General features: G+C 69.7%; 21 protein-coding genes. 3 read left to right on the top strand and 18 right to left on the bottom strand.

Going from position 1 to position 20,670, the window contains the following annotated elements:
* Window positions 1–7: 7 nt before the first annotated feature.
* From BMX29_RS12955 to BMX29_RS12880, 16 genes are all read right to left on the bottom strand, one after another.
* A complete protein-coding gene (locus tag BMX29_RS12955) occupies window positions 8–235 on the bottom strand; it encodes a hypothetical protein (RefSeq protein WP_043845929.1) in 228 nt (75 codons plus the stop codon).
* A 91-nt stretch (window positions 236–326) separates the two neighbouring features.
* The gene (locus BMX29_RS12950; RefSeq protein ID WP_051487825.1) at window positions 327–695 is read right to left on the bottom strand and encodes a hypothetical protein; all 369 of its coding nucleotides are present in this window, start codon (window positions 693–695) and stop codon (window positions 327–329) included.
* 49 nt (window positions 696–744) lie between these two features.
* Window positions 745–1,965, bottom strand: a complete 1,221-nt coding sequence (locus tag BMX29_RS12945) for an NADH-quinone oxidoreductase subunit D (RefSeq protein ID WP_092813482.1) — start codon at window positions 1,963–1,965, stop codon at window positions 745–747.
* A 79-nt stretch (window positions 1,966–2,044) separates the two neighbouring features.
* Window positions 2,045–2,656 carry an NADH-quinone oxidoreductase subunit C gene (locus BMX29_RS12940; protein WP_043845927.1) on the bottom strand — a complete coding sequence of 204 codons (612 nt, stop codon included), beginning with the start codon at window positions 2,654–2,656 and terminating at the stop codon, window positions 2,045–2,047.
* A 13-nt stretch (window positions 2,657–2,669) separates the two neighbouring features.
* Window positions 2,670–3,194: a NuoB/complex I 20 kDa subunit family protein gene (locus tag BMX29_RS12935; RefSeq protein ID WP_043845925.1), complete on the bottom strand. Its 525-nt coding sequence runs from the start codon at window positions 3,192–3,194 to the stop codon at window positions 2,670–2,672.
* Window positions 3,194–3,559 carry an NADH-quinone oxidoreductase subunit A gene (locus tag BMX29_RS12930; RefSeq protein ID WP_043845923.1) on the bottom strand — a complete coding sequence of 122 codons (366 nt, stop codon included), beginning with the start codon at window positions 3,557–3,559 and terminating at the stop codon, window positions 3,194–3,196. Before BMX29_RS12930 ends, BMX29_RS12935 begins: the two co-directional genes overlap by 1 nt.
* An 835-nt stretch (window positions 3,560–4,394) precedes the next feature.
* The gene (locus BMX29_RS12925; RefSeq protein WP_092813419.1) at window positions 4,395–5,180 is read right to left on the bottom strand and encodes a crotonase/enoyl-CoA hydratase family protein; all 786 of its coding nucleotides are present in this window, start codon (window positions 5,178–5,180) and stop codon (window positions 4,395–4,397) included.
* A gap of 177 nt (window positions 5,181–5,357) precedes the next feature.
* Window positions 5,358–6,218: a hydroxymethylglutaryl-CoA lyase gene (locus BMX29_RS12920; RefSeq protein WP_092813479.1), complete on the bottom strand. Its 861-nt coding sequence runs from the start codon at window positions 6,216–6,218 to the stop codon at window positions 5,358–5,360.
* Window positions 6,215–6,904 carry a glutathione S-transferase family protein gene (locus BMX29_RS12915; protein WP_092813416.1) on the bottom strand — a complete coding sequence of 230 codons (690 nt, stop codon included), beginning with the start codon at window positions 6,902–6,904 and terminating at the stop codon, window positions 6,215–6,217. The genes BMX29_RS12920 and BMX29_RS12915 overlap by 4 nt, the downstream gene beginning before the upstream one ends.
* Window positions 6,901–8,859, bottom strand: coding sequence for an acetyl/propionyl/methylcrotonyl-CoA carboxylase subunit alpha (locus tag BMX29_RS12910; RefSeq protein ID WP_092813413.1), 1,959 nt, complete (start codon window positions 8,857–8,859; stop codon window positions 6,901–6,903). Before BMX29_RS12910 ends, BMX29_RS12915 begins: the two co-directional genes overlap by 4 nt.
* Window positions 8,859–9,314 carry a thermonuclease family protein gene (locus BMX29_RS18845; RefSeq protein WP_175471188.1) on the bottom strand — a complete coding sequence of 152 codons (456 nt, stop codon included), beginning with the start codon at window positions 9,312–9,314 and terminating at the stop codon, window positions 8,859–8,861. Before BMX29_RS18845 ends, BMX29_RS12910 begins: the two co-directional genes overlap by 1 nt.
* A gap of 158 nt (window positions 9,315–9,472) precedes the next feature.
* Window positions 9,473–11,077, bottom strand: a complete 1,605-nt coding sequence (locus BMX29_RS12900; protein ID WP_092813409.1) for a carboxyl transferase domain-containing protein — start codon at window positions 11,075–11,077, stop codon at window positions 9,473–9,475.
* Window positions 11,074–12,648: an AMP-binding protein gene (locus tag BMX29_RS12895; RefSeq protein WP_092813407.1), complete on the bottom strand. Its 1,575-nt coding sequence runs from the start codon at window positions 12,646–12,648 to the stop codon at window positions 11,074–11,076. The genes BMX29_RS12900 and BMX29_RS12895 overlap by 4 nt, the downstream gene beginning before the upstream one ends.
* A gap of 38 nt (window positions 12,649–12,686) precedes the next feature.
* Window positions 12,687–13,022, bottom strand: coding sequence for a hypothetical protein (locus BMX29_RS12890; RefSeq protein ID WP_092813405.1), 336 nt, complete (start codon window positions 13,020–13,022; stop codon window positions 12,687–12,689).
* 22 nt (window positions 13,023–13,044) lie between these two features.
* A complete protein-coding gene (locus tag BMX29_RS12885; RefSeq protein ID WP_092813403.1) occupies window positions 13,045–13,518 on the bottom strand; it encodes a lysozyme inhibitor LprI family protein in 474 nt (157 codons plus the stop codon).
* 81 nt (window positions 13,519–13,599) lie between these two features.
* Window positions 13,600–14,763: an isovaleryl-CoA dehydrogenase gene (locus BMX29_RS12880; RefSeq protein ID WP_092813401.1), complete on the bottom strand. Its 1,164-nt coding sequence runs from the start codon at window positions 14,761–14,763 to the stop codon at window positions 13,600–13,602.
* A 139-nt stretch (window positions 14,764–14,902) separates the two neighbouring features.
* Here BMX29_RS12880 and BMX29_RS12875 point away from each other — a divergent pair, with 139 nt between their 5' ends.
* Complete coding sequence (locus BMX29_RS12875; RefSeq protein ID WP_043845906.1) at window positions 14,903–15,370, top strand: pyridoxamine 5'-phosphate oxidase family protein; 468 nt, start codon at window positions 14,903–14,905, stop codon at window positions 15,368–15,370.
* Window positions 15,371–15,456: 86 nt separating this feature from the next.
* Here BMX29_RS12875 and BMX29_RS12870 read toward each other — a convergent pair whose 3' ends face one another.
* The gene (locus BMX29_RS12870) at window positions 15,457–16,677 is read right to left on the bottom strand and encodes a DegT/DnrJ/EryC1/StrS family aminotransferase (protein WP_092813399.1); all 1,221 of its coding nucleotides are present in this window, start codon (window positions 16,675–16,677) and stop codon (window positions 15,457–15,459) included.
* On the bottom strand, window positions 16,674–17,348 hold the full coding sequence (locus BMX29_RS12865; protein ID WP_092813397.1) for an HAD-IA family hydrolase: 675 nt from the start codon (window positions 17,346–17,348) through the stop codon (window positions 16,674–16,676). Before BMX29_RS12865 ends, BMX29_RS12870 begins: the two co-directional genes overlap by 4 nt.
* Window positions 17,349–17,482: 134 nt before the next feature.
* On the opposite strand from BMX29_RS12865, the gene glmU reads away from it, so the two are divergent.
* Both glmU and glmS read left to right on the top strand, forming a co-directional pair.
* Window positions 17,483–18,835, top strand: a complete 1,353-nt coding sequence (gene glmU / locus BMX29_RS12860) for a bifunctional UDP-N-acetylglucosamine diphosphorylase/glucosamine-1-phosphate N-acetyltransferase GlmU (protein ID WP_092813395.1) — start codon at window positions 17,483–17,485, stop codon at window positions 18,833–18,835.
* Window position 18,836: 1 nt separating this feature from the next.
* Window positions 18,837–20,651 (top strand): glutamine--fructose-6-phosphate transaminase (isomerizing), encoded by a 1,815-nt coding sequence (gene glmS / locus BMX29_RS12855; RefSeq protein WP_092813393.1) that lies wholly within the window; start codon window positions 18,837–18,839, stop codon window positions 20,649–20,651.
* The last annotated feature ends 19 nt before the right edge of the window (window positions 20,652–20,670 follow it).

Raw genomic sequence — 20,670 nt, 5'->3', positions numbered from 1 at the left:
TCGGGTCCTATTCGGTCAGCACGCAGACCAGAGGGATGTTCGGAACTTCGCGATCCTCGGCATCGCCAGACAGGACCGCGAGTATCCTGGCCTGGCGCTCGGACTGGAGCTCCGGCGTGTCGGCCAGGAAACACATGTAGATGCCGGCGTCGCCGCGCAGTCCGAAGACGGCATTGGCGCCGGAGGCGGGCACGCTTTCGTGGCCTTCTGCCACGAGCACCGCGACCGTGCGCATGTCGCTACGCCCCACCTCTTCCTGCACCGAGGCGTCGCCGTCTCGAGGACGGCGGCCGCCGGGGCCGGAAGAGTGCGACGCGCACCGCGCATCAGGCCGCGCTGTCCGCTTCGGCCTCGGCCGGGGCCGCGTCAGCCGGCGCGGGCGCCGCGGGCGCGCAAGGGCCCACCACGAGCCGGAATCCGCCGCCTTCGAGCCGCCGCACGGCGTCGGTCTCGACCTTGTAGGCCGACATGTCGGCGAGCTGCTGGCGGGTCAGGCCGGTCTGCAATTCCATCGCCTGGTAGTCGCCCTCGGTCCGCAGGTTGCAGCCGATCGAGGCCAGGGCGGAATCGTAGGCCGCGATGTCCTGCTCGTTGGTGCCGTCGGGCGGCATGGTGCAGCCCGCCACCAGGGCGGCAAGCGCGACGGGTGCGGCGGCGCGGCCGAGGATGGTCGGGCGTCGGATGGCGCGGATCATGGTCTGTCCCCAGTTCTTCTTCTTCGTGCGGTGCGCCCGGGGGCGCGGTTCAGCGGTCGACTTCGCCGAACACGATGTCCATGGACCCGAGGATGGCGGCCACGTCGGCGAGCTGGTGCTTCTTGGTGACGTGATCCATCGCCTGCAGGTGCAGGTAGCCCGGCGCCCGCAGCTTCGCGCGGTAGGGCTTGTTGGTGCCGTCTGCCACGAGGTAGACGCCGAACTCGCCCTTGGGCGCCTCGACGGCGCAGTAGACCTCGCCCTCGGGAACGTGGAAGCCCTCGGTATACAGCTTGAAGTGGTGGATGAGCGCCTCCATCGAGGTCTTCATCGCACCGCGCTTCGGCGGCGTGACCTTGCCGCGGGCGAGGATATCGCCCTGGTTCTCGGGCTGGCGCAGCTTTTCGCAGGCCTGCTGCATGATGTGGATCGATTGGCGCATCTCTTCCATGCGGATGAGGTAGCGGTCGTAGCAGTCGCCGTTCTTGCCAACGGGGATCTTGAAGTCGAACTCGTCGTAGCACTCGTAGGGCTGCGCGCGCCGCAGGTCCCACGCCATGCCCGAGCCGCGCACCATGACGCCCGAGAAGCCCCATTCCTGCGCCTCTTCCTGCGTCACGACGCCGACATCGGCGTTGCGCTGCTTGAAGATGCGGTTCTCGGTCAGGAGCTCGTCGATGTCGTCGAGCACCTTCGGGAAGGCCCGCGACCACTCGTCGATGTCGTCGATCAGCTCGGGCGGGAGATCCTGGTGCACGCCGCCGGGGCGGAAATACGCGGCGTGAAGCCGCGCGCCCGATGCGCGCTCGTAGAAGATCATCAGCTTCTCGCGCTCTTCGAAGCCCCAGAGCGGCGGCGTCAGCGCGCCCACGTCCATGGCCTGCGTGGTCACGTTCAGCAGGTGGTTCAGGATGCGCCCGATTTCGCAGTAGAGCACGCGGATCAGCTGCGCGCGGCGCGGCACCGGCGTGTCCGTCAGCTTCTCGATGACGAGACACCAGGCGTGCTCCTGGTTCATGGTGCCGACATAGTCGAGCCGGTCGAAATACGGCAGGTTCTGCAGGTAGGTGCGGCTTTCCATCAGCTTCTCGGTGCCGCGATGCAGCAGGCCGATATGCGGGTCGCACCGCTCGACGATCTCGCCGTCGAGTTCGAGCACCAGTCGCAGCACGCCGTGCGCGGCCGGGTGCTGGGGGCCGAAGTTGATGTTAAAGTTCCGGATCTTCTGTTCGCCGGTTTCGACGTCGCCGAACTGGTTGGAGCCGTCCATCATGTCGTCAGCCTCCCCATGTGTGGGACTTGGGCCTGCGCGCCGCCGGTCGTCGCCGGGCGGACGTCGCGGGCCGGGATCACTTCGCGCCCTCTTCGGACTTCTCGTCGCCGGGAAGCACGTATTCGGCGCTTTCCCACGGGCTCATGAAGTCGAACTGGCGGTATTCCTGCACCAGGCTCACGGGCTCGTAGACCACGCGCTTCTGCGCCTCGTCGTAGCGGACCTCGGTGTAGCCGGTGGTCGGGAAGTCCTTGCGCAGCGGGTGCCCGCGGAAGCCGTAATCGGTGAGGATGCGGCGCAGGTCGGGATGCCCGGTGAACAGGATCCCGAACATGTCGAAGACCTCGCGCTCGAACCAGTTAGCCGAGGGATGCACGCCGGTGATCGAGGGCACGGTGTCGTCCTCGCGGATCGGCACGCGCAGCCGGATGCGGTGGTTCTGGTGCATCGACAGGAAGTGGTAGACCACGTCGAAGCGCCGGGCCCGCTGCGGCCAGTCGACCGCCGTGATGTCCACGAGCGACGTGAACCGGCAGGTGGGCTCGGTCTTGAGGAACTCGACCAGGCCGCGGATGTTCGACGGCGCGACCGACACGGTCAGCTCGCCGCGCTCCACTTCCCACGAGATCACGCAGTCGGGACGCTTGGCTTCGATGAAGCCGCCTAGCTCTTTCAGGGCTGTGCTCATGGCCTCGGTCTCCTCAGCGGGTCAGCGTGCCGGTGCGGCGGATCTTCCGCTGCAGCGCGAGGATGCCGTAGAGCAGCGCCTCCGCAGTCGGCGGGCAGCCCGGAACGTAGACGTCCACCGGCACCACGCGGTCGCAGCCACGCACCACCGAATAGCTGTAGTGGTAGTAGCCGCCGCCGTTGGCGCACGAGCCCATCGAGATCACGTAACGCGGCTCGGGCATCTGGTCGTAGACCTTGCGCAGCGCCGGCGCCATCTTGTTGGTCAGCGTGCCCGCGACGATCATCAGGTCCGCCTGGCGCGGAGAGGCGCGCGGCGCGACGCCGAACCGCTCTGCATCGTAACGCGGCATCGAGGTGTGCATCATCTCGACGGCGCAGCAGGCCAGGCCGAAGGTCATCCAGTGCAGCGAGCCGGTGCGCGCCCAGTTGATGATGTCCTCGGTCGAGGTCAGCAGGAAGCCCTTGTCGGTGAGCTCACGATTGAGATTCTGCGTGGCCACCTCGCGGTCGGGACCGGCGGTGTTCGCCCCAGTCATCACTCCCATTCGAGTGCCCCCTTCTTCCATTCGTAGGCGAAGCCGATCGTCAGCACGCCGAGAAATACCATCATCGACCAGAACGCGAACTCGCTGAGGTGCTGGAAGCCCACGGCCCACGGGAACAGGAACGCGATCTCGAGGTCGAAGATGATGAACAGAATCGACACGAGGTAGAACCGCACGTCGAACTTCATCCGCGCGTCGTCGAAGGCGTTGAAGCCGCACTCGTAGGCCGACACCTTCTCGGGGTCGGGCCGCCGCACGGCCAGCACCACGGCAGCAAGGATGAGAACGAGGCCGAGCGCGATGGCGATGGCCAGGAAAACGAGGATGGGGAGGTATTCCCGAAGCATATCTTCCACGGGGTTTCGGCTCCTTCTGCCGCAGGCGGCGCGCAATGCACCCCGGGGCGGCGTCACGTGGCGATGTCGACTTGTTCGTCATCTATCCCCGGCCCCGGTCCGGGTCAACCGAAGCGCCGCGCCGGATGGTCGCACGGGACCGCCCCTGCCCGGACAGCAGGCAGACCGGACCGGGAGGTCATGCGGGGCAAGGCAGGTAACGGCGCGGCGCGACGTCCCGTCGGGTGAATCCCGGAACGAAGACGAGCGCGTCGAGTGCGACGCAGGCATCGCAGGTCCGGCGCGCTCGCGGGAAGCGCCCGCCATGCGGCCCGGACGTCAGGGGCGCTGTCCGGGCCGCGGCGGGATGGCCGGTCACCCGCGCCCCGGAGAGGCAAACGCGGGCATCGGCGGCCGATGGGCACACGCGAGGCGACGGACTGGCCCCGTTCATGCGGGGTGGGATGCGGCACACGGCCACTGGCCGTACAGGACCGTCGTCGCCTCGGGGACAGACCCGGCGAGCAGCAGGCCTGTCCCTGGAACCCTACCGCCCGGCACGGTGCGGCATCTGCACGCGCTGGGATACGCCCGGCGCCCCGGTGGATAGCCGCGCCTATCCGAGCGGACAGGTCGCGACCGGCGTCGCAGCGACGCGCGAGGCCGGAAGCGCGCGCCGTGACCAGCGTAAAGTCCCCGCGATATCGCTCACCGGGCGCATAAGGCCAGGGATCACACCCCTGTCGCACCGGACGTCGCAGACGCCGCAGACGCCACGCGTAAGACGCGGCCAACGCCCTCGGGTTCAAGCCGGGCACGCCACGACCCAAGCACCTCCGTCGGACGCCGGTCGCGCTCAACCGGCCCAGCGCGGCGCGCGCTTGTCGAAGAAGGCCGCGAGCCCCTCTTCGGCCTCGGCCGTCTCCCATCGTGCGGCAAGCGCGTCGATGGCGTGGGCCACGTCCTCTTCCCTGACCCGGCCCGCGAGGTCCCCGAGCAAGCGCTTGGCGTCGGCCACCGCGCCCGGCGCGCAGGACAGATAGGGCGCGACCTCGGCCTCGACGGCACAGTCCAGTTCCTCGACCGGCAGAATCCGCGTCAGCACGCCCAGCCGCACCGCCTCGTCGGCGCAGAACACCCGCCCCGACATGAACACCTCGCGCGCCCGCGCCGCACCCATCCGCGCGATCACGTAGGGACCGATATTGGCCGGGATCAGTCCCAGCCGCGTCTCGGTCATGCCAAGACGCACGCCCTCGACCGCCAGCGTCACGTCGCAGACACAGGCAAGGCCCACCCCGCCCCCGAAGGCATTGCCCTGAACCCGTCCGATCAACGGCTGCGGCAGCGCGGCCAGCGCGCCCAGCACGTGCGCGATCCGCGCACTCTCGGTCCGCCGGGTCGCGGTATCCATCTCGCGCTGCGCCTGCATCCAGCGCAGGTCGCCCCCGGCGCAGAACGTCGGCCCCTCGGCCGCCAGAACCACCACGCGCACGGCCGGATCCGCGGCCAGTCCCTCGGCCGCCGCCTGCAACTGGCTCATCATCTCGGCCGAAAGCGCGTTGTGCTTGGCCCCGCGCGCCAGCGTCAGCCGCGCCACGCCCCGGGCGTCGATCTCCGTTCGAATCAATTCGTCACTCATTTCAATTCCTTCCCGGCGTAATCACGCGTTCGCCTGAAGCCGCGTCTCGAATAATGATGCGGCCCTTCTTCCTGGTTCAAAAATTCCCGGGGGTCCGGGTGTGGCGCCCCCGATCCGAGGGGGTCGTCAATGCATGTCCTGTCCCGCGTCAGGTCGTCCACCGGCTCTTTGGTCGCGTCATTGCCGCCCCTCGCGCATGGTCCGCGCCAGCGCCGCCGCCTCCGACAGGACCGCCCGGTCAAGTCCTGTATCGTGACCCAGCGCCTCCACGTGCGCGGCGACCTTCTCCGTCGCGACGTTACCGCGGGCCCCGGGCGCATAGGGGCAGCCGCCGAGCCCGCCGACCGCCGCGTCGAACACCCGCAGCCCGCGCGCGAGAGCGACGTCCACGTTCTCGAGAGCGCGCCCCGAGGTGTCGTGGAAATGCCCGGCGAGCGCGTTCGCCGGCACCTCGTCCAGCACGGAGGCCAGCATCGCGTCCACCGCCTCGGGCGTCCCCTGCCCGATCGTGTCGCCGAGACTGACCTCGTAGACCCCGAGCGCCCTGAGCGCCGCGGTCACGTGGGCGGTCTGTTCGGGCGGCACGGCACCGTCGAACGGGCACTCGACCACGCAGGACACATAGCCCCGCACCGGCACGTCCCGCGCCCGCGCCGCCTCGGCCACCGGCGCGAACCGCTCGAGGCTCTCGGCGATGGAGCAGTTGAGGTTCGCGCGGCTGAAGCCCTCCGAGGCCGAGGCGAAGATCGCCACCTCGTCGACGCCCGCCGCCATCGCCGCCTCGAAGCCCTTCAGGTTCGGCGTGAGCGCCGCGTAGGAGACCCCCGGGGCGCGCGCGATCCGTGCCATGACCTCGCCCGAGGATGCCATCTGCGGCACCCATTTCGGGCTGACGAAGCTCGCCGCCTCGATCCGGCGGAAGCCCGCGCGCGACAGAAGGTCCACCAGCGCGACCTTGGCCTCGACCGGGATCGGCTCCGGCTCGTTTTGGAGCCCGTCGCGTGGGCCGACCTCGAAGATCTCCACCCGGTCGCTCATGCCGTCCCCGCAGTGTCCATGGGCCATGCCGCGTAGAAGTCCTGCGCATAAAGCCGCGCCTCGCCGTCCTTCGGCAGCGCCGCGGCGAAGGCCGGCCGGTCGGTCGCCCGGGCATACCAGTCGACAAGCCGGGCGTGCCCGTCCAGCGGCGCGAAGTGGCGCGCCATGTAGAGCGCCTGCGCCACGCTCAGATCGGCGGCGGTGAACCGCTCCGCCGCCAGCCAGTCGCGCCCGGCGCCCTCCGACAGGCGGGCTTCCAGCGCGGCGTAGCATTTGCCCAGCCGCGCGGCCTCGAGCTTCATGACGACGGGACTGCGCATGTGGTCCTCGTAGAGCATCACGTGCTGCTGCGTCAGGGCCGCCGAATGCTGGCTCAGGGTTTCGGCGAAATGCAGCCAGATGAGCCAGTCGGCGCGCGCCGGATCGCCCGGGGCGCAGCCCATCCCGGCGTCCGGGAACCGCTCGCACAGGTATTCCGTGATCGCGCCGGTCTCGAAGAGCGTACGCCCGTCGATCTCGAGCGCCGGGACCCGCCCCGCGGGCGACAGCGCCAGGTAGTCCGGCGCGCGCAACGAGCGGTCGAAGGGATGGACCACCACCTCGGCGTCCACCCCCAGTTCGTGCAACAGCCAGAGCGTCCGCATGGATCGGCTCTGCGGGCAATGGTGCAGGCGGATCCCGCTCATGCCGCGCCCTCCCCGGCCGGCTCCTCGTCCTCGAGCCGCACCAGCGACGCGCCGGCCTCCACCTGGTCGCCCTCGGCCACCAGGACCTCTGCCACCACGCCATCGCGCCACGCGGTCAGCGCATGTTCCATCTTCATCGCTTCGAGGACCGCCAGCCGTTCGCCCTCGCGCACCTCCTGGCCCGCGGTCACGGCGACGTGCACCACGCGGCCCGGCATCGGGGCCTCGATCACCGGCGCGCCCGAGGCCGCCGCCGCCCGTTCCAGCGGATCGACCACGTCGAATGTCGCCGCGGGGTGGGCAAAGACCGTCACACGCCCGTCGTGGCGGGCCGCGCCGCGGGCGGGGGCACCGTCGATCCACCAGCCGCCACCGCGCCGCTCGACCGTGACCGCCGCCGCGCCATCCGCCTCGAGCTCTATGTGGTCGGGGCCATGACAGCGCAGCCGACAGGCGATCTCGGTCCCGTCGCGCTGCAACGCCACCGTGCGCACCGGCGCCTGCCACAAGGCGAAGCCCTGGAATGGCGCCGCCGGCCCGTCGAGCCCGGCCGCCGTCAGCGCCGCCTCGGCGACCGTTGCGGGCCCCGGCGCAGGCGCCGCGACCAGCGCATCGAGGTCGCGTGCGATCAGCCCCGTATCGACCTCGCCCGCCGCGAAGCCCGCGTGGCGGGCCAGCGCGCCGAGAAAGGCGAGATTGGTGGTGGTGCCCGCGACCTGCGTGTCCTCGAGCGCGCGCGCCAGCTTGCGCAGCGCCACCGCTCGTGTCGCCCCGTGCACCACCAGCTTGGCGATCATCGGGTCGTAGTGCGGGCTGATCGCGTCGCCCGCTCGGACGCCACTGTCCGCGCGCACGCCGTCGGGGAACGTCAGCGTCGAAAGCCGGCCCGTGGCAGGCAGGAACCCCGCCGGCACGTCCTCGGCATAGAGCCGCGCCTCGAAAGCATGCCCGCTGAGCGACAGTTCGTCCTGCCGGGCCGGCAGCGGCTCGCCCGCCGCCACGCGCAACTGCCACTCCACGAGGTCGACGCCGGTCACCAGTTCGGTCACCGGATGCTCGACCTGGAGGCGGGTGTTCATCTCCATGAAGTAGAACCGGTCCGGCCGCAGGCCGTCACTGGCGTCCACGATGAACTCCACCGTGCCCGCCCCGGCATAGCCGATGGCCTCGGCCGCGCGCACAGCCGCTTCGCCCATGGCCGCGCGCATCTCGTCGGTCATGCCCGGCGCGGGCGCTTCCTCGATCACCTTCTGGTGCCGCCGCTGAAGCGAGCAGTCCCGCTCGAAGAGGTGAACGGCGCGCGTTCCGTCACCAAAGACCTGCACCTCGATGTGGCGCGGCGTGGCGACGAACTTCTCGATCAGGACCGCGTCATTGCCGAAGGCGCCCCGCGCCTCGTTGCGCGCAGCCTCGAGCGCGTCGGCGAAGTCACCGGCGGCGTCGACCCGGCGCATGCCCTTGCCGCCGCCACCCGCGACCGCCTTGATCAGGACCGGAAAGCCGATCCGTTCCGCCTCCTCGGCAAGCCGCCCGGCATCCTGATCCTCGCCCATGTAGCCGGGCACCACCGGCACCCCGGCCTCTTCCATGAGCCGCTTGGCCGCGTCCTTGAGACCCGTCTTGCGGATCGCCTCGGCCGAAGGTCCGACGAAGACGAGCCCCGCCGCCTCCACCGCCTCGACGAACCCGGGGTTCTCCGAGAGGAACCCGTACCCGGGATGGATCGCCTCGGCGCCAGTGGCGCGCGCGGCCTCGATCACCGCGTCCGCGCGGAGGTAGCTCTCGGAGGGTGCGGCGCCCCCGATCGCCACCGCCTCGTCGGCCTCGGCCACGTGCAGCGCATCGGCGTCGACGTCCGAATGCACCGCCACGGTCCGCAGCCCCATGGCCCGCGCCGTGCGGATCACCCGCACCGCGATCTCGCCCCTGTTGGCGATCAGGATCCTGGTGAACATCACGCACTCCGTCCCGTCTTCTTCGTGGTCCAAATATCCCGTCCCGCGCCCGTCACGGCGGTGCGCTCTTGTGAACTGCACCAACCTGCCCGAGGGCCTCCGGCGTAAGCTCGGGCGAGGCCGGTCTCGATCATGCGACGCGCGACCGGCACGCCGCCAGACACGGCACGGACAAGCACCCGGTCGTATCGATCGCTGCCCTGCATGGTGGTCGTCAGCGGCCCATGAGCGAACAGCGACCATCGCAACGCCCAGGTAGCCGCGTAGGCACGCCAGATCTCGGACGTGCAGCGTCCCGCCATCTCCGGCGTGTCGAAACCGACGAAGCGCACCGAGACGACACCGCGTCCGTCGCACAAAGCCTTCATCGTGTCGCCGTCAACAAGCGCAAGCGGTGTGCAGCTGCCTTTCGACCTGGCAAATCCCATCACCGGGTCGGCAATCGCGGGCCCCATGGTGGCAACCAGAACCGCGGCCAGTACCAGTTTGGGAGCGGACCGCCGGCGGCCCCGTCGTGTCCGCGACCGCCCCGGAGCGTCTCCGAGGGTCCACTTGGGATGACGACGCGGATGGCGCGTAAAGCGTATGACGCGGCGATCGCCCATGCCTCTGCTCACATCCGGAACACGCCGAAGCGTGTCTCCCCGATCGGCGCGTTCAGAGCCGCCGACAACGACAGGGCCAGCACGTCGCGCGACCGGCGCGGGTCGATGACGCCGTCGTCCCAGAGCCGTGCAGAGGCGTAGAGCGGGTGGGACTGGCGCTCGAACATCTCGACCGTGGGACGCTTAAACTCGGCCTCCGCCTCGGCCGACCAATCCTCGCCCGCCTTCTCCATCGAGGCGCGCTTGACGGTCGCCAGCACTCCCGCGGCCTGTTCTCCACCCATGACCGAGATGCGGCTGTTCGGCCACGTCCAGAGGAAGCGCGGCTGGTAGGCGCGGCCCGCCATGCCGTAGTTCCCGGCCCCGAAGGAGCCGCCGACCAGCATGGTGATCTTGGGCACGCTCGTCGTCGCCACCGCCGTGACCATCTTGGCGCCGTTCCGGGCGATGCCCTCGTTCTCGTACTTCTTGCCGACCATGAAGCCGGTGATGTTCTGCAGGAACACGAGCGGGATACCCCGCTGCGAACACAACTCGATGAAATGCGCGCCCTTCTGCGCGGCTTCGGAAAAGAGCACGCCGTTGTTCGCGACGATGCCGACCGGGCATCCGTGCACGTGGGCGAAGCCCGTCACGAGCGTCTCGCCGAAGCGCGGCTTGAAGGCGTCGAAGCGTGAGCCGTCTACCAGCCGCGCGATCACCTCGGTTATGTCGTAGGGGGTGCGGAGGTCCGCAGGAACCACGCCGAGAATCTCTTCGGGGTCGTAGGCGGGGGGCTCGGGGCTCTGCCAGTCCACCGTGGCGGGGCGCGTCCGGTTCAGGCTCTCCACGGCCCGCCGCGCCAGCGCCAGCGCGTGGGCGTCGTCCTCGGCGAGGTAGTCGGCCACGCCCGACAGCCGGGTGTGAACGTCGCCGCCGCCCAGCTCCTCGGCCGAGACGACCTCGCCCGTCGCGGCCTTTACCAGCGGCGGGCCGGCGAGGAAGATCGTGCCCTGCTCCTTCACGATGATGGTCACGTCCGACATCGCGGGCACATAGGCGCCGCCCGCGGTGCACGAGCCCATGACCACGGCAATCTGCGGGATGTTCTTCGCGCTCATCCGCGCCTGGTTGTAGAAGATCCGGCCGAAGTGATCGCGGTCGGGAAAGACCTCGTCCTGGTTGGGCAGGTTCGCGCCCCCGCTGTCGACAAGGTAGATGCACGGCAGGTGGTTCTCCTCCGCGATCTCCTGCGCGCGCAGGTGCTTCTTCACGGTCATCGGATAGTAGGTGCCGCCCTTCACGGTGGCGTCGTTGCAGACCACCATGACCTCCTGCCCGTGGACCCGTCCGATCCCGGCGATGGCCCCGGCCCCCGGCGCCGCGCCGTCGTACATGCCGGTCGCGGCCAGCGCGCCCACCTCGAGGAACGGCGAGCCCGGGTCGAGCAGGTTCGCCACCCGCTCTCGCGGGAGCATCTTGCCGCGGTCGAGATGCCGCTTGCGGGCCCGCTCGCCGCCCCCCGCCATTGCGGCCTCGGCGGCCTCGCGCACGACCGCAAGCGCCTCCAGATGCGCCGCGCGGTTGGCGCGAAAGTCCTCGGAGGTGGGGATCGCCTGGGATTTCAGTTTCATTCTTCGCCCTCTTCCACGGCCCGCGCCTTCAGGTCCTTGCGGATCACCTTGCCCGAAACGGTCATCGGCAGCTCGGGGAGAAAGGCGACCTCGCGGGGGTAGGAGTAGCTGGCAAGCCGCTCCTTCACCCATGTCTTCAATTCGTCGGCCAGTACGTCCGAGGGCTCGACGCCCGCGCGCAGGACCACGTAGGCCTTCACGATCTCGGTGCGCATGGGGTCGGGCTTGCCGACCACGCCCACGGTCGCCACGGCGTCGTGGGTCATAAGGCAATCCTCGATCTCGGACGGGCCGATGCGGTAGCCCGACGACGTGATGACGTCGTCCTCGCGGCCCACGAAGCGCAGGAAACCGTCCTCCAGGACGCCGCGGTCCCCGGTCAGCATCCAGCGGCCCCGGAACTTGGCCTGCGTCTCTTCGGGCTTGCGCCAGTATTCCAGCATCATCGCCGCCGAGCCGCGCTTGACGGCAACGTCGCCTTCGCCGTCGCAGGGGTCTCCGTCGGGGCCGATGACGGCGACGCGGTGGCCGGGCACGGCGCGGCCGATACAGCCCGGACGGGGCTCGAACAGGCGGCCGCAGGACGAGGCGACCATGTTGCACTCGGTCTGGCCGTAGAACTCGTTGATCGTGACGCCCAGCGCCTCGCGGCTCCAGGCCAGCATCTCGGCGCCCAGGGGCTCGCCGCCCGAGGCGACGGTGCGCAGGCCCTCGATCCGGGTGTCGGCGGACTTGAGCATCCGCAGCACCGTCGGCGGGAAGAACACGTTGCGCACGGCGCCCTCGCGGCAGATGCGCCGGCATTCGTCGGGAGTGAACTTCGGCAAACGGGCCGCAACCACGGGCACGCCCAGCGCAAGACCCGGCATGGCCACGTCGAACAGCCCGCCGATCCACGCCCAGTCCGCCGGCGTCCACAGAACGTCGCCCCGCTCTCCGAGGAAATCGTGGCTCATCTCGACGCCCGGCAGATGGCCGGTCAGAACCCGGTGGCCGTGCAGCGCACCCTTCGGCTTGCCGGTGGTGCCGGAGGTGTAGATCAGCACCGCCGCATCGTCCGGCCCGGTCTCGACGCCCGCGTTGCTGGGCTTGCCCGGCGCGCGCAGGTCGGCGCGAGTCAGAACGGCCGGCCCCATGCCGGCAAGCGCCGCGCGGCCCTCGTCGTCGGAGACTACGACGCCGAGACCGGAATCGTCGATCCGGCTTTTCAGTGCCTCGCGCTGGAACAGCTTGAAGAGCGGCACCGAGATCGCCCCCAGCCGCCAGGCCGCGACGTGGGCGGCAATGGTCAGCGGCGATTGCGACAGCAGCACGCCCACGCGGTCGCCGCGCATGACGCCCTTCTCGATCAGCGCCGCCTCGACCCGGCGCGACAGGTCCCAGAGCTGCCCGTAGGTCCAGCTTCTCCGCGCGCCGTCGGTGAGGTCGATGATCGCGATGCGGTCGGGCTCGATCGCGGCCCAGCCGTCGACCACTTGCTCGGCCATGTTCAGCGTCTCGGGCAGATCCCAGCGAAACCGCGACACGAGCGCGTCGTAAGGCTTCGGACGCAGGGTGCGCGGCTCACGCATGGGCAGTCTCCGGTGTGGGGATGGCGCGGCGGCGGGGCTCAGGCATCGGCGCCCTCTCCCGGCCCGACCACGCGGGCCAACGCGCCAGAGCGGCGCACGTAGTAGGTGTAGTGGCGCGCCTCGTCATGGGGTTCGGGTCCGCAGACGACCACCAGCCAGACGCCCGCCTGTTCGCCCGGCAGCGCGCGGCACTGCGCGGGGGACGCGCCGTCAGCGGTGCCGTCGCGGGCGCGGTCGGCGAGATAGCGCTCGGCATAGGCCGAGATGACCTCGGTCTCGGACAGCGTGGCTCGGGCATAGCCCTGCTGCCAGCCCAGATAGAAGGCCAGCAGCACCAGCAGGCCGACCGGCAGAAGCCACAGCGCGCGCATCATGGCGCCGCCGGTCCCGGCAGGGTCAGCGATGAAGCGCGGCGTAGAACTCGGCCGTCTTCTCGGCGGTCCAGTCGCGCAGACAAGTCGCCGCCATGATCGTGCGGATGGAGCCGTCCTTCCACTCCTCGTAGACCGCCGCACAGGCGGCTTCCTTGCGGGCGATCCAGGCGCGCTGGTCGGCCAGCAGCCGATCCCAGGTGCCGTTTCGCTGCGCGTTGGCCTTCATCGGTCCCCACCAACGGTTGAGCAGCGTGTCCCATGCCGCGGTCTCGGTCTGAAGGCATTGCGAGATGCCGATGGTGGTGTCGTCCGGGCACCGGTCCGCGATCACGCCGCTGCAGGCCTTGGCCACCTGCGCCGGCGGACCACCGCGTGATTGCGAGGCGATGCAGGACTCGAGGGCGCCGACCTCGGATTGCGAGGGCGCACGGGCGCCCTGCGCCGGGAGCGTCGTGGGCAGGGCAAGAAGACACAGGGCGGCAAGCAGTCGGATCATGGCAAAGGCCTTCGTGGAAAGGAACGGTCTGAAACGTCCCCACCGTAGCAGACCCGCCGCCGCGCACGAAGCCGCCTTGCATCACGCCATCGCCGCCATCAGTTCGCGCCCCACCAGCATCCGCCGGATCTCGGAGGTGCCTGCGCCGATCTCCATCAGCTTGGCGTCGCGGAAGAGCCGTGCGACCGGCGCGTCGGCCATGAAGCCCGCGCCGCCCATCGCCTGCACCGCCTGGTGCGCCTGCACCATCGCCTGCTCCGAGGCGTAGAGACAGCAGGCCGCCGCGTCCTGCCGGGTCACGCGGCCTGCGTCGCAGGCCTTTGCGACCTCGTAGACATAGGCCCGCGCCGAGTTCATCGCGGTATACATGTCGGCGATCTTGCCCTGCATGAGCTGGAACGTCCCGATCGGCTTGCCGAACTGCTTGCGCTCCGACAGGTAGGGCATGACCTCGTCGAGACAGGCGGCCATGATGCCCAGACCGATGCCCGCGAGGACCACGCGCTCGTAGTCGAGGCCGGACATCAGGACGGCGACACCGCGACCCTCCTCGCCCAACACATTCTCGAACGGCACCTCGACATCCTCGAAGACCAGCTCCGCGGTGTTCGACCCCCGCATCCCGAGCTTGTCGAAGTGCGGCGAGGTCGAGAAGCCGGTCATCTCCTTCTCGATCAGGAAGGCGGTGATCCCCTTGGAGCCCGCGTCCTTGTCGGTCTTGGCGTAGACCACGAGCGTGTCGGCATCGGGGCCGTTGGTGATCCAGTACTTGGTGCCGTTCAGGCGGTAATGGTCGTTGCGCTTCTCGGCGCCGAGGCTCATCGACACAACGTCCGAACCTGCCCCCGCCTCGGACATGGCCAGCGCGCCCACGTGTTCGCCCGAAACGAGCCGAGGCAGGTATTTCGACTTCTGCGCGTCGGTGGCGTTCAGCTTGATCTGGTTCACGCAGAGGTTCGAGTGCGCGCCGTAGCTCAGAGACACGCTGGCCGAAGCGCGGGCGATCTCCTCGACCGCGACGGTGTGCGCGAGGTAGCCCATGCCGGCCCCGCCCCACTCTTCGTCCACTGTGATGCCCAGGAGGCCCAGATCGCCCATCTCGCGCCAGAGCTTCGGCGGAAAGGCATTTTCGCTGTCGATCCGCGCGGCCTCGGGCTTCACCCGCTCCTGCGCCCAGCGATGCACGGTCTCGCGCAGGGCTTCGACATCGTCGCCCAGATCGAACCGCATGACGGCATTGAACATTTCGACCTCCCCCGCCGCGTCGGGCGCGGCGTCTCCGCCATAAGGGCTAGCGGGCGCGCCCCGTGCGTGCAACCGGAACCGCGCTCGCACACGTTGCGTTTCCAGCCCGACAGACACACACGGACCAAAGGATATCCTCATGGCCAGCGACCTCAAAGACACCTTCTGGAAACGCCTCGACAACGTGACCGCCGGCCTGCTGTCGACCGACAGCGAGCGTCCGATCCCGATGGCCCCGCAGGCCGATCGCGACAACAAGGCGATCTGGTTCATCACCGCCAAGGGCTCGGCGGCCGACCGGGCCGCGCAGTCGGGCGGCGAAGCCCGGTTCGACGTCGCCGATCCCAAGGCCGGGCTCTATGCCGTGGTCGAGGGCAAGATCGACATCGCTGGCGACGAAAAGCTCGACGACGTCTGGAACGCGTTCGCAGCCGCGTGGTTCGAAGGCGGCAAGGACGACGACTCGGTGCAGCTCGTGAAGATGACGCCGCACTCCGCCGAGGTCTGGGCGACCGAAGGCTCGGCTGCGTTCCTCTACGAGGTGGTCAAGGCCAACCTCACCAAGGACACCGCCGAGGGCGGCGAGCACGGCCGCCTCGCGTTCTGAACCTCGCGACGCTCAACGAACGACGACGCCCGCGCCGGATGACCCGGGGCGGGCGTTTTCTTGTCAGAGCTGCGCAGAGGCCCGCGTCAGGCCGCGGGCCCACGCTGCGCTGACATCGCGCCCCGGATCTCGTCGCCGATGATCCGGGCGATCTGGGCGCAGTCCTCCTCCGAAAACGTCAGCGGCAATCTCATGTCCAAAAGTCCCGCCAACACCCGGTCGGTGCGCGGCATCGGCACGCTCGGCGCATAGCGCCAGGCTCCGTAGCGCGAGGTGAAGCCGGCGGGTTCCTCGGGGCCGAACCACTTGAGTTCCACGCCCCGCGCCGCGCAGCCGGCAACCACGGCGGAGACCACCTCGGGCGGTTGATCGAGCATCAGCATCTGGAACGACGAACCGACGAAGCGCTCTCCCTCCGGGCGGGAGATCAGGGTCAGGCCCGGCACGTCCCAGAGGCCCGACTCCATCGCACGGTAAAGCGCCTCCCACCGCACGACACGCTCGTCCAGACGGCTGAGTTGCGGGCGAAGTATCGCCGCGCGCAGGTTGTCCATCCGGCCCGAGACGTTGGGCACCTCCCAGCGCAGGGCCGCGAAGGCCTCGGCCGGCGGCGCGGCGATGTGGCGCTCGTAAAGCATGTAGGACCCCGACAGCAGGATCATCCGGGCCGCAAGCTCGGCGTCGTCGGTGACAAGTAACCCGCCCTCGCCCGAGTTCGCGTGCTTGTAGGTCTGGGTCGAGTAGCAGCCAACCGTCCCGTGCCGCCCCGAAGGCACCCCGCGCCACGCCGCGCCCATGGTGTGGGCGCAATCCTCGATCACCGTCACGCCCGCCGCACGGCAGATCGCCGTTAGCCGGTCCATGTCGCAGACGTGCCCGCGCATGTGGCTCAGCAGCAGCACCCGCGCACCGCCGTCCGCGATCCGCGCCTCGAGATCGTCGAGGTCGATCACCAGCTCCTCGGTCACGCCGACGAAGACCGGACGCGCGCCGAGGCTGGCGATGGCGCCGGGCACCGGGGCGAGCGTGAAGGCGTTGGTCAGGACGGCGTCGCCCGGCCCCACGCCCACCGCCCGCAGCGCGCAGCCCATCGCGTAGCCGCCCGAGGCCACGGCGAGGCAGTAGCGCGCGCCGGTCATGGCGGCGAAGTCCTGTTCCAGCAGTGCGGCCTCGCCCAGTTCGCCCGGCACGGTATTGTAGCGGTGCAGCCGCCCGTGATGCAGGACGGCCAGCGCGGCCTCGATCGCCTCTTCGGGAATCGGTTCCTGCTGGGTGAAGCTGCCCTCGAAGCGCTCGGGCGTGCTCATGCCGCGCCCAGAAGCCGGTCGACGGTGGCGCCGAGTTCGTCGAAATGGCCGATGATCGCTTCGGGCTCGTGGCGCGCCACCTCGCCGCCCTCGGGGCCGAAGCCCACCATGATGCACGGCACGCCGACGGCGCGGGCCGTGGCGCGGTCGGTCTCGGTATCGCCCACGATGAGCGACCGCGCCACATCGCCGCCCACTCCCTCCACCGCCGCGCGGTAAGGTGCCGCGTCCGGCTTGCGGGTTGGCAACGTGTCGGCGCCGATCAGAGCGCCGAACATCTCGCGCGCGCCGAGCCGGGTCATGAGCTCCTCGGCCAGCGCGGCGGGCTTGTTGGTGCAGATCGCGACGCGGCTCCCGCCGGTTCGCAGCGCCTCCACCGCGTCGAGCGCACCGGGATAGAACCGCGTGTGCACGTCGATGGCCGCGCCGTAGGCGTCCAGCAGCTCGGGATACCAGCGGTCGACCTCTGCCTCGTCCGCCGTTCCGCGCTCGCGCTCGATGCCCAGCCGCAGCATCGCTCGCCCGCCGCGGAAGGCCGTCGGCGCGTCGGCGACCGGGTCCAGCCGGACGGACGCCCCCATGCCCGCCAGGCAATGGTTCGCGGCCGCGATGAGGTCTCCGCTTGTGTCGGCCAGCGTGCCGTCGAGATCGAAAATCACCGTGCGCGTCACGCCAGTCCCCTTGTTCCGATGACGCCCCGTGTGGCGCCTGTCACGCGGCGAAACCGAACGTGACGGACACGCTCTTGTTCTGCCGCACGCCACGGTTAAACAGGGCGCGCGCGAATGACAAAGAAAGAGTGTCCATGAGCATCGCCCTCGTCGTGCTGGCCGCCGGCAAAGGCACCCGGATGGAATCGGACCTGCCCAAGGTCCTCCACCGCATCGGCAACGCCCCCATGCTGCATCACGCGATGGCCGCGGGTGCCGCACTCGACCCCGAAAAGGTGGTCGTGGTCGCAGGCCACGGCGCCGAAGCGGTCAGTGCCGCGGCGCAGGATTACATGGACGAGGCCGAGGTCGCGATCCAGTCCGAGCAGCTCGGCACTGCCCACGCGGTCGCACAGGCACGCACGGCGCTCGCCGAGTTCGACGGGGACGTGATCGTGCTTTACGGCGACACCCCCTTCATCCGCTTCGAGACGCTGGAAGAGATGGCCCGCGCCCGCGCCCGTCACGACGTTGTGGTGCTGGGCTTCGAAGCGGCCGATCCGGGCCGCTACGGACGCCTGGTCACCAACGGTGACAGGCTCGAGCGGATCGTGGAGTTCAAGGACGCCACTGACGAGGAGCGCGCCATAACGCTGTGCAACTCGGGCGTTCTGGCCGCCGATTGCGCGACTCTCCTGCGCCTGATCGAGGCAGTGGGCAATGACAACGCCTCGGGCGAATACTACCTGACCGACGTGGTCGCCCTCGCCGTGTCCGAGGGTCTGTCGGCCACCGCCGTGGTCTGCGACGAGGCCGAGACGCAGGGCATCAATTCCCGCCCCGAGCTTGCCCGCGCCGAAGCCGTGTTCCAGGCGTCCGCCCGCGAGACGCTGATGGCCGACGGGGTGACGCTGCAGGCGCCCGAGACGGTGTTCCTCAGCTTCGACACCGCGCTCGGCCGCGACACCGAGGTGGAGCCGCACGTGGTCTTCGGCCCCGGCGTGACCGTGGAGAACGGCGCGCGGATCCGGGCCTTCTCGCACCTCGAAGGCTGCCACGTGAGCACCGGCGCCGTGGTCGGCCCCTATGCCCGCCTGCGCCCCGGCGCGGAACTGGACGAGGACGTCCACGTGGGCAACTTCGTGGAGATCAAGAATGCTCACCTCTCGGCCGGCGTGAAGGCCAACCACCTGAGCTATATCGGCGACGCCGACATCGGAGAGCGCACGAATATCGGCGCCGGAACGATCACCTGCAACTACGACGGGTTCCTCAAGCACCGGACCGAGATCGGCGAAGGCGCCTTCATCGGCTCCAACACCATGCTCGTGGCACCCGTGCGGGTGGGGTCCGGTGCGCTCACCGGCTCGGGGTCGGTCATCACCGAGGACGTGCCGGACGACGCGCTGGCGCTGGGACGTGCCCCCCAGGTCACCAAGCCGGGCCGTGCCCGCAAATTGTTCGAAATTCTAAAGGCCCGCCGCGCGGACCTGAAAAAGGACGGCTGAAATGTGTGGAATTGTAGGGGTTCTCGGCAAGCACGAAGTCGCGCCCACCCTGGTCGAGGCACTGCGGCGGCTGGAATACCGCGGCTACGACAGCGCCGGCATCGCGACCGTGAACGACGGCCGGCTCGACCGCCGGCGCGCGGTCGGCAAGCTGGTGAACCTTTCGGACCTGCTGGTGCACGACCCGCTCGCCGGGAAGTCCGGGATCGGCCACACCCGCTGGGCCACCCACGGCGCGCCCACCGAGGGCAACGCCCACCCGCACCGCGCCGGGCCGGTGGCCGTCGTTCACAACGGAATCATCGAGAACTACAAGGAGTTGCGGGAGGACCTTGCCGCGACCGGCGCGACCTTCTCGACCGAGACCGACACCGAGACCGTCGCGATGCTGGCCGAGCGGTTCCTGTCCGAGGGCTGCACCCCGCAGGAAGCGGCCGCCCGTACCCTCGCCCGGCTCGAAGGCGCCTTCGCGCTCGTGTTCCTCTTCGACGGCGAGGACGATCTGATGATTGCCGCCCGCAAGGGCAGCCCGCTGGCCATCGGACACGGCGAGGGCGAGGTCTTCGTGGGCTCGGACGCCATCGCGCTCGCGCCGATGACCGACACGGTGACCTATCTCGAGGAAGGCGACCGCGCGATCCTCACCCGCACCAGCATCGAGATCCGCGACGAGAGCGGCGCGGTGGTCGAACGGCCAGCCAAGACCGTCTCGATCGACGCCGCGCGCGTGGACAAGTCGGGCTACAAGCACTTCATGGCGAAGGAGATATTCGAGCAGCCCACGGTGCTGGCCGATGCCCTGAACGCCTATCTCGATGACGCGGAGATCGTGCTGCCCGAAGGGCTGGACTTCACCGACACCGAGCGGCTGACCATGGTCGCCTGCGGCACCGCGTACTTCGCCTGCCTGACCGCGAAGTACTGGTTCGAGACGCTCGCGGGCCTGCCTGTCGAGACCGACATCGCCTCCGAGTTCCGCTACCGCGAACCCCCGATCCCGGCCGGGACCACCGCGCTGTTCGTCAGCCAGTCGGGCGAGACCGCCGACACCCTCGCCGCCCTGCGCTACGTCCGTGGCCGGGCCGACCGGGTGCTGTCGGTGGTCAACGTGGCCGAAAGCTCGATCGCGCGGGAATCCGACGTGGCGCTGCCGATCCATGCCGGGGTCGAGATCGGCGTGGCGTCGACCAAGGCGTTCACCTGCCAGCTCAACGTGCTTTACCTTCTGGCGCTCAAGGCCGCGGTGGACCGTGGCCGGATGAGCGCGGCGGATCTCGGGACGGCGCTGAACGAGCTGCGCGCGCTGCCGGGCCTCTTCAACGCCGCGCTCGATCGCGACGAAGAAGTGGCCGACGCGGCCCGCGCCATGGCCGAGGCGCGCGACGTGCTCTTCCTCGGCCGCGGCCTGATGTACCCGCTGGCCCACGAAGGTGCGCTGAAGCTGAAGGAAATCAGCTACATCCACGCCGAGGCCTACGCGTCGGGCGAACTCAAGCACGGCCCCATCGCGCTGATCGACAAGTCGGTGCCGGTCGTGGTCATGGCGCCGCGCGACCACCTCTTCGACAAGACCGTGTCGAACATGCAGGAGGTCATGGCGCGCGGCGGACGCGTGTTGCTGATCACCGATGCGGCCGGCGCCGCGGCGGCCGGTGCGGATGTCTGGCGCACCGTGACGCTGCCGGCGGCGCCTTCGCGTCTGACACCCATGCTCTACGCCCTGCCGGCGCAGCTGCTGGCGTACCACGCGGCCATCGCCAAGGGTACGGACGTGGACCAGCCGCGGAACCTCGCCAAGTCCGTCACGGTGGAGTGACGCGGGCCGCCCGGCCCGC

Source organism: Roseivivax marinus, from assembly GCF_900109705.1.
In the GTDB taxonomy this organism is placed as follows: domain Bacteria; phylum Pseudomonadota; class Alphaproteobacteria; order Rhodobacterales; family Rhodobacteraceae; genus Roseivivax; species Roseivivax marinus.
Note: the sequence above shows the minus strand (reverse complement) of the source record. Positions and strands in the feature narration are given on the sequence as shown.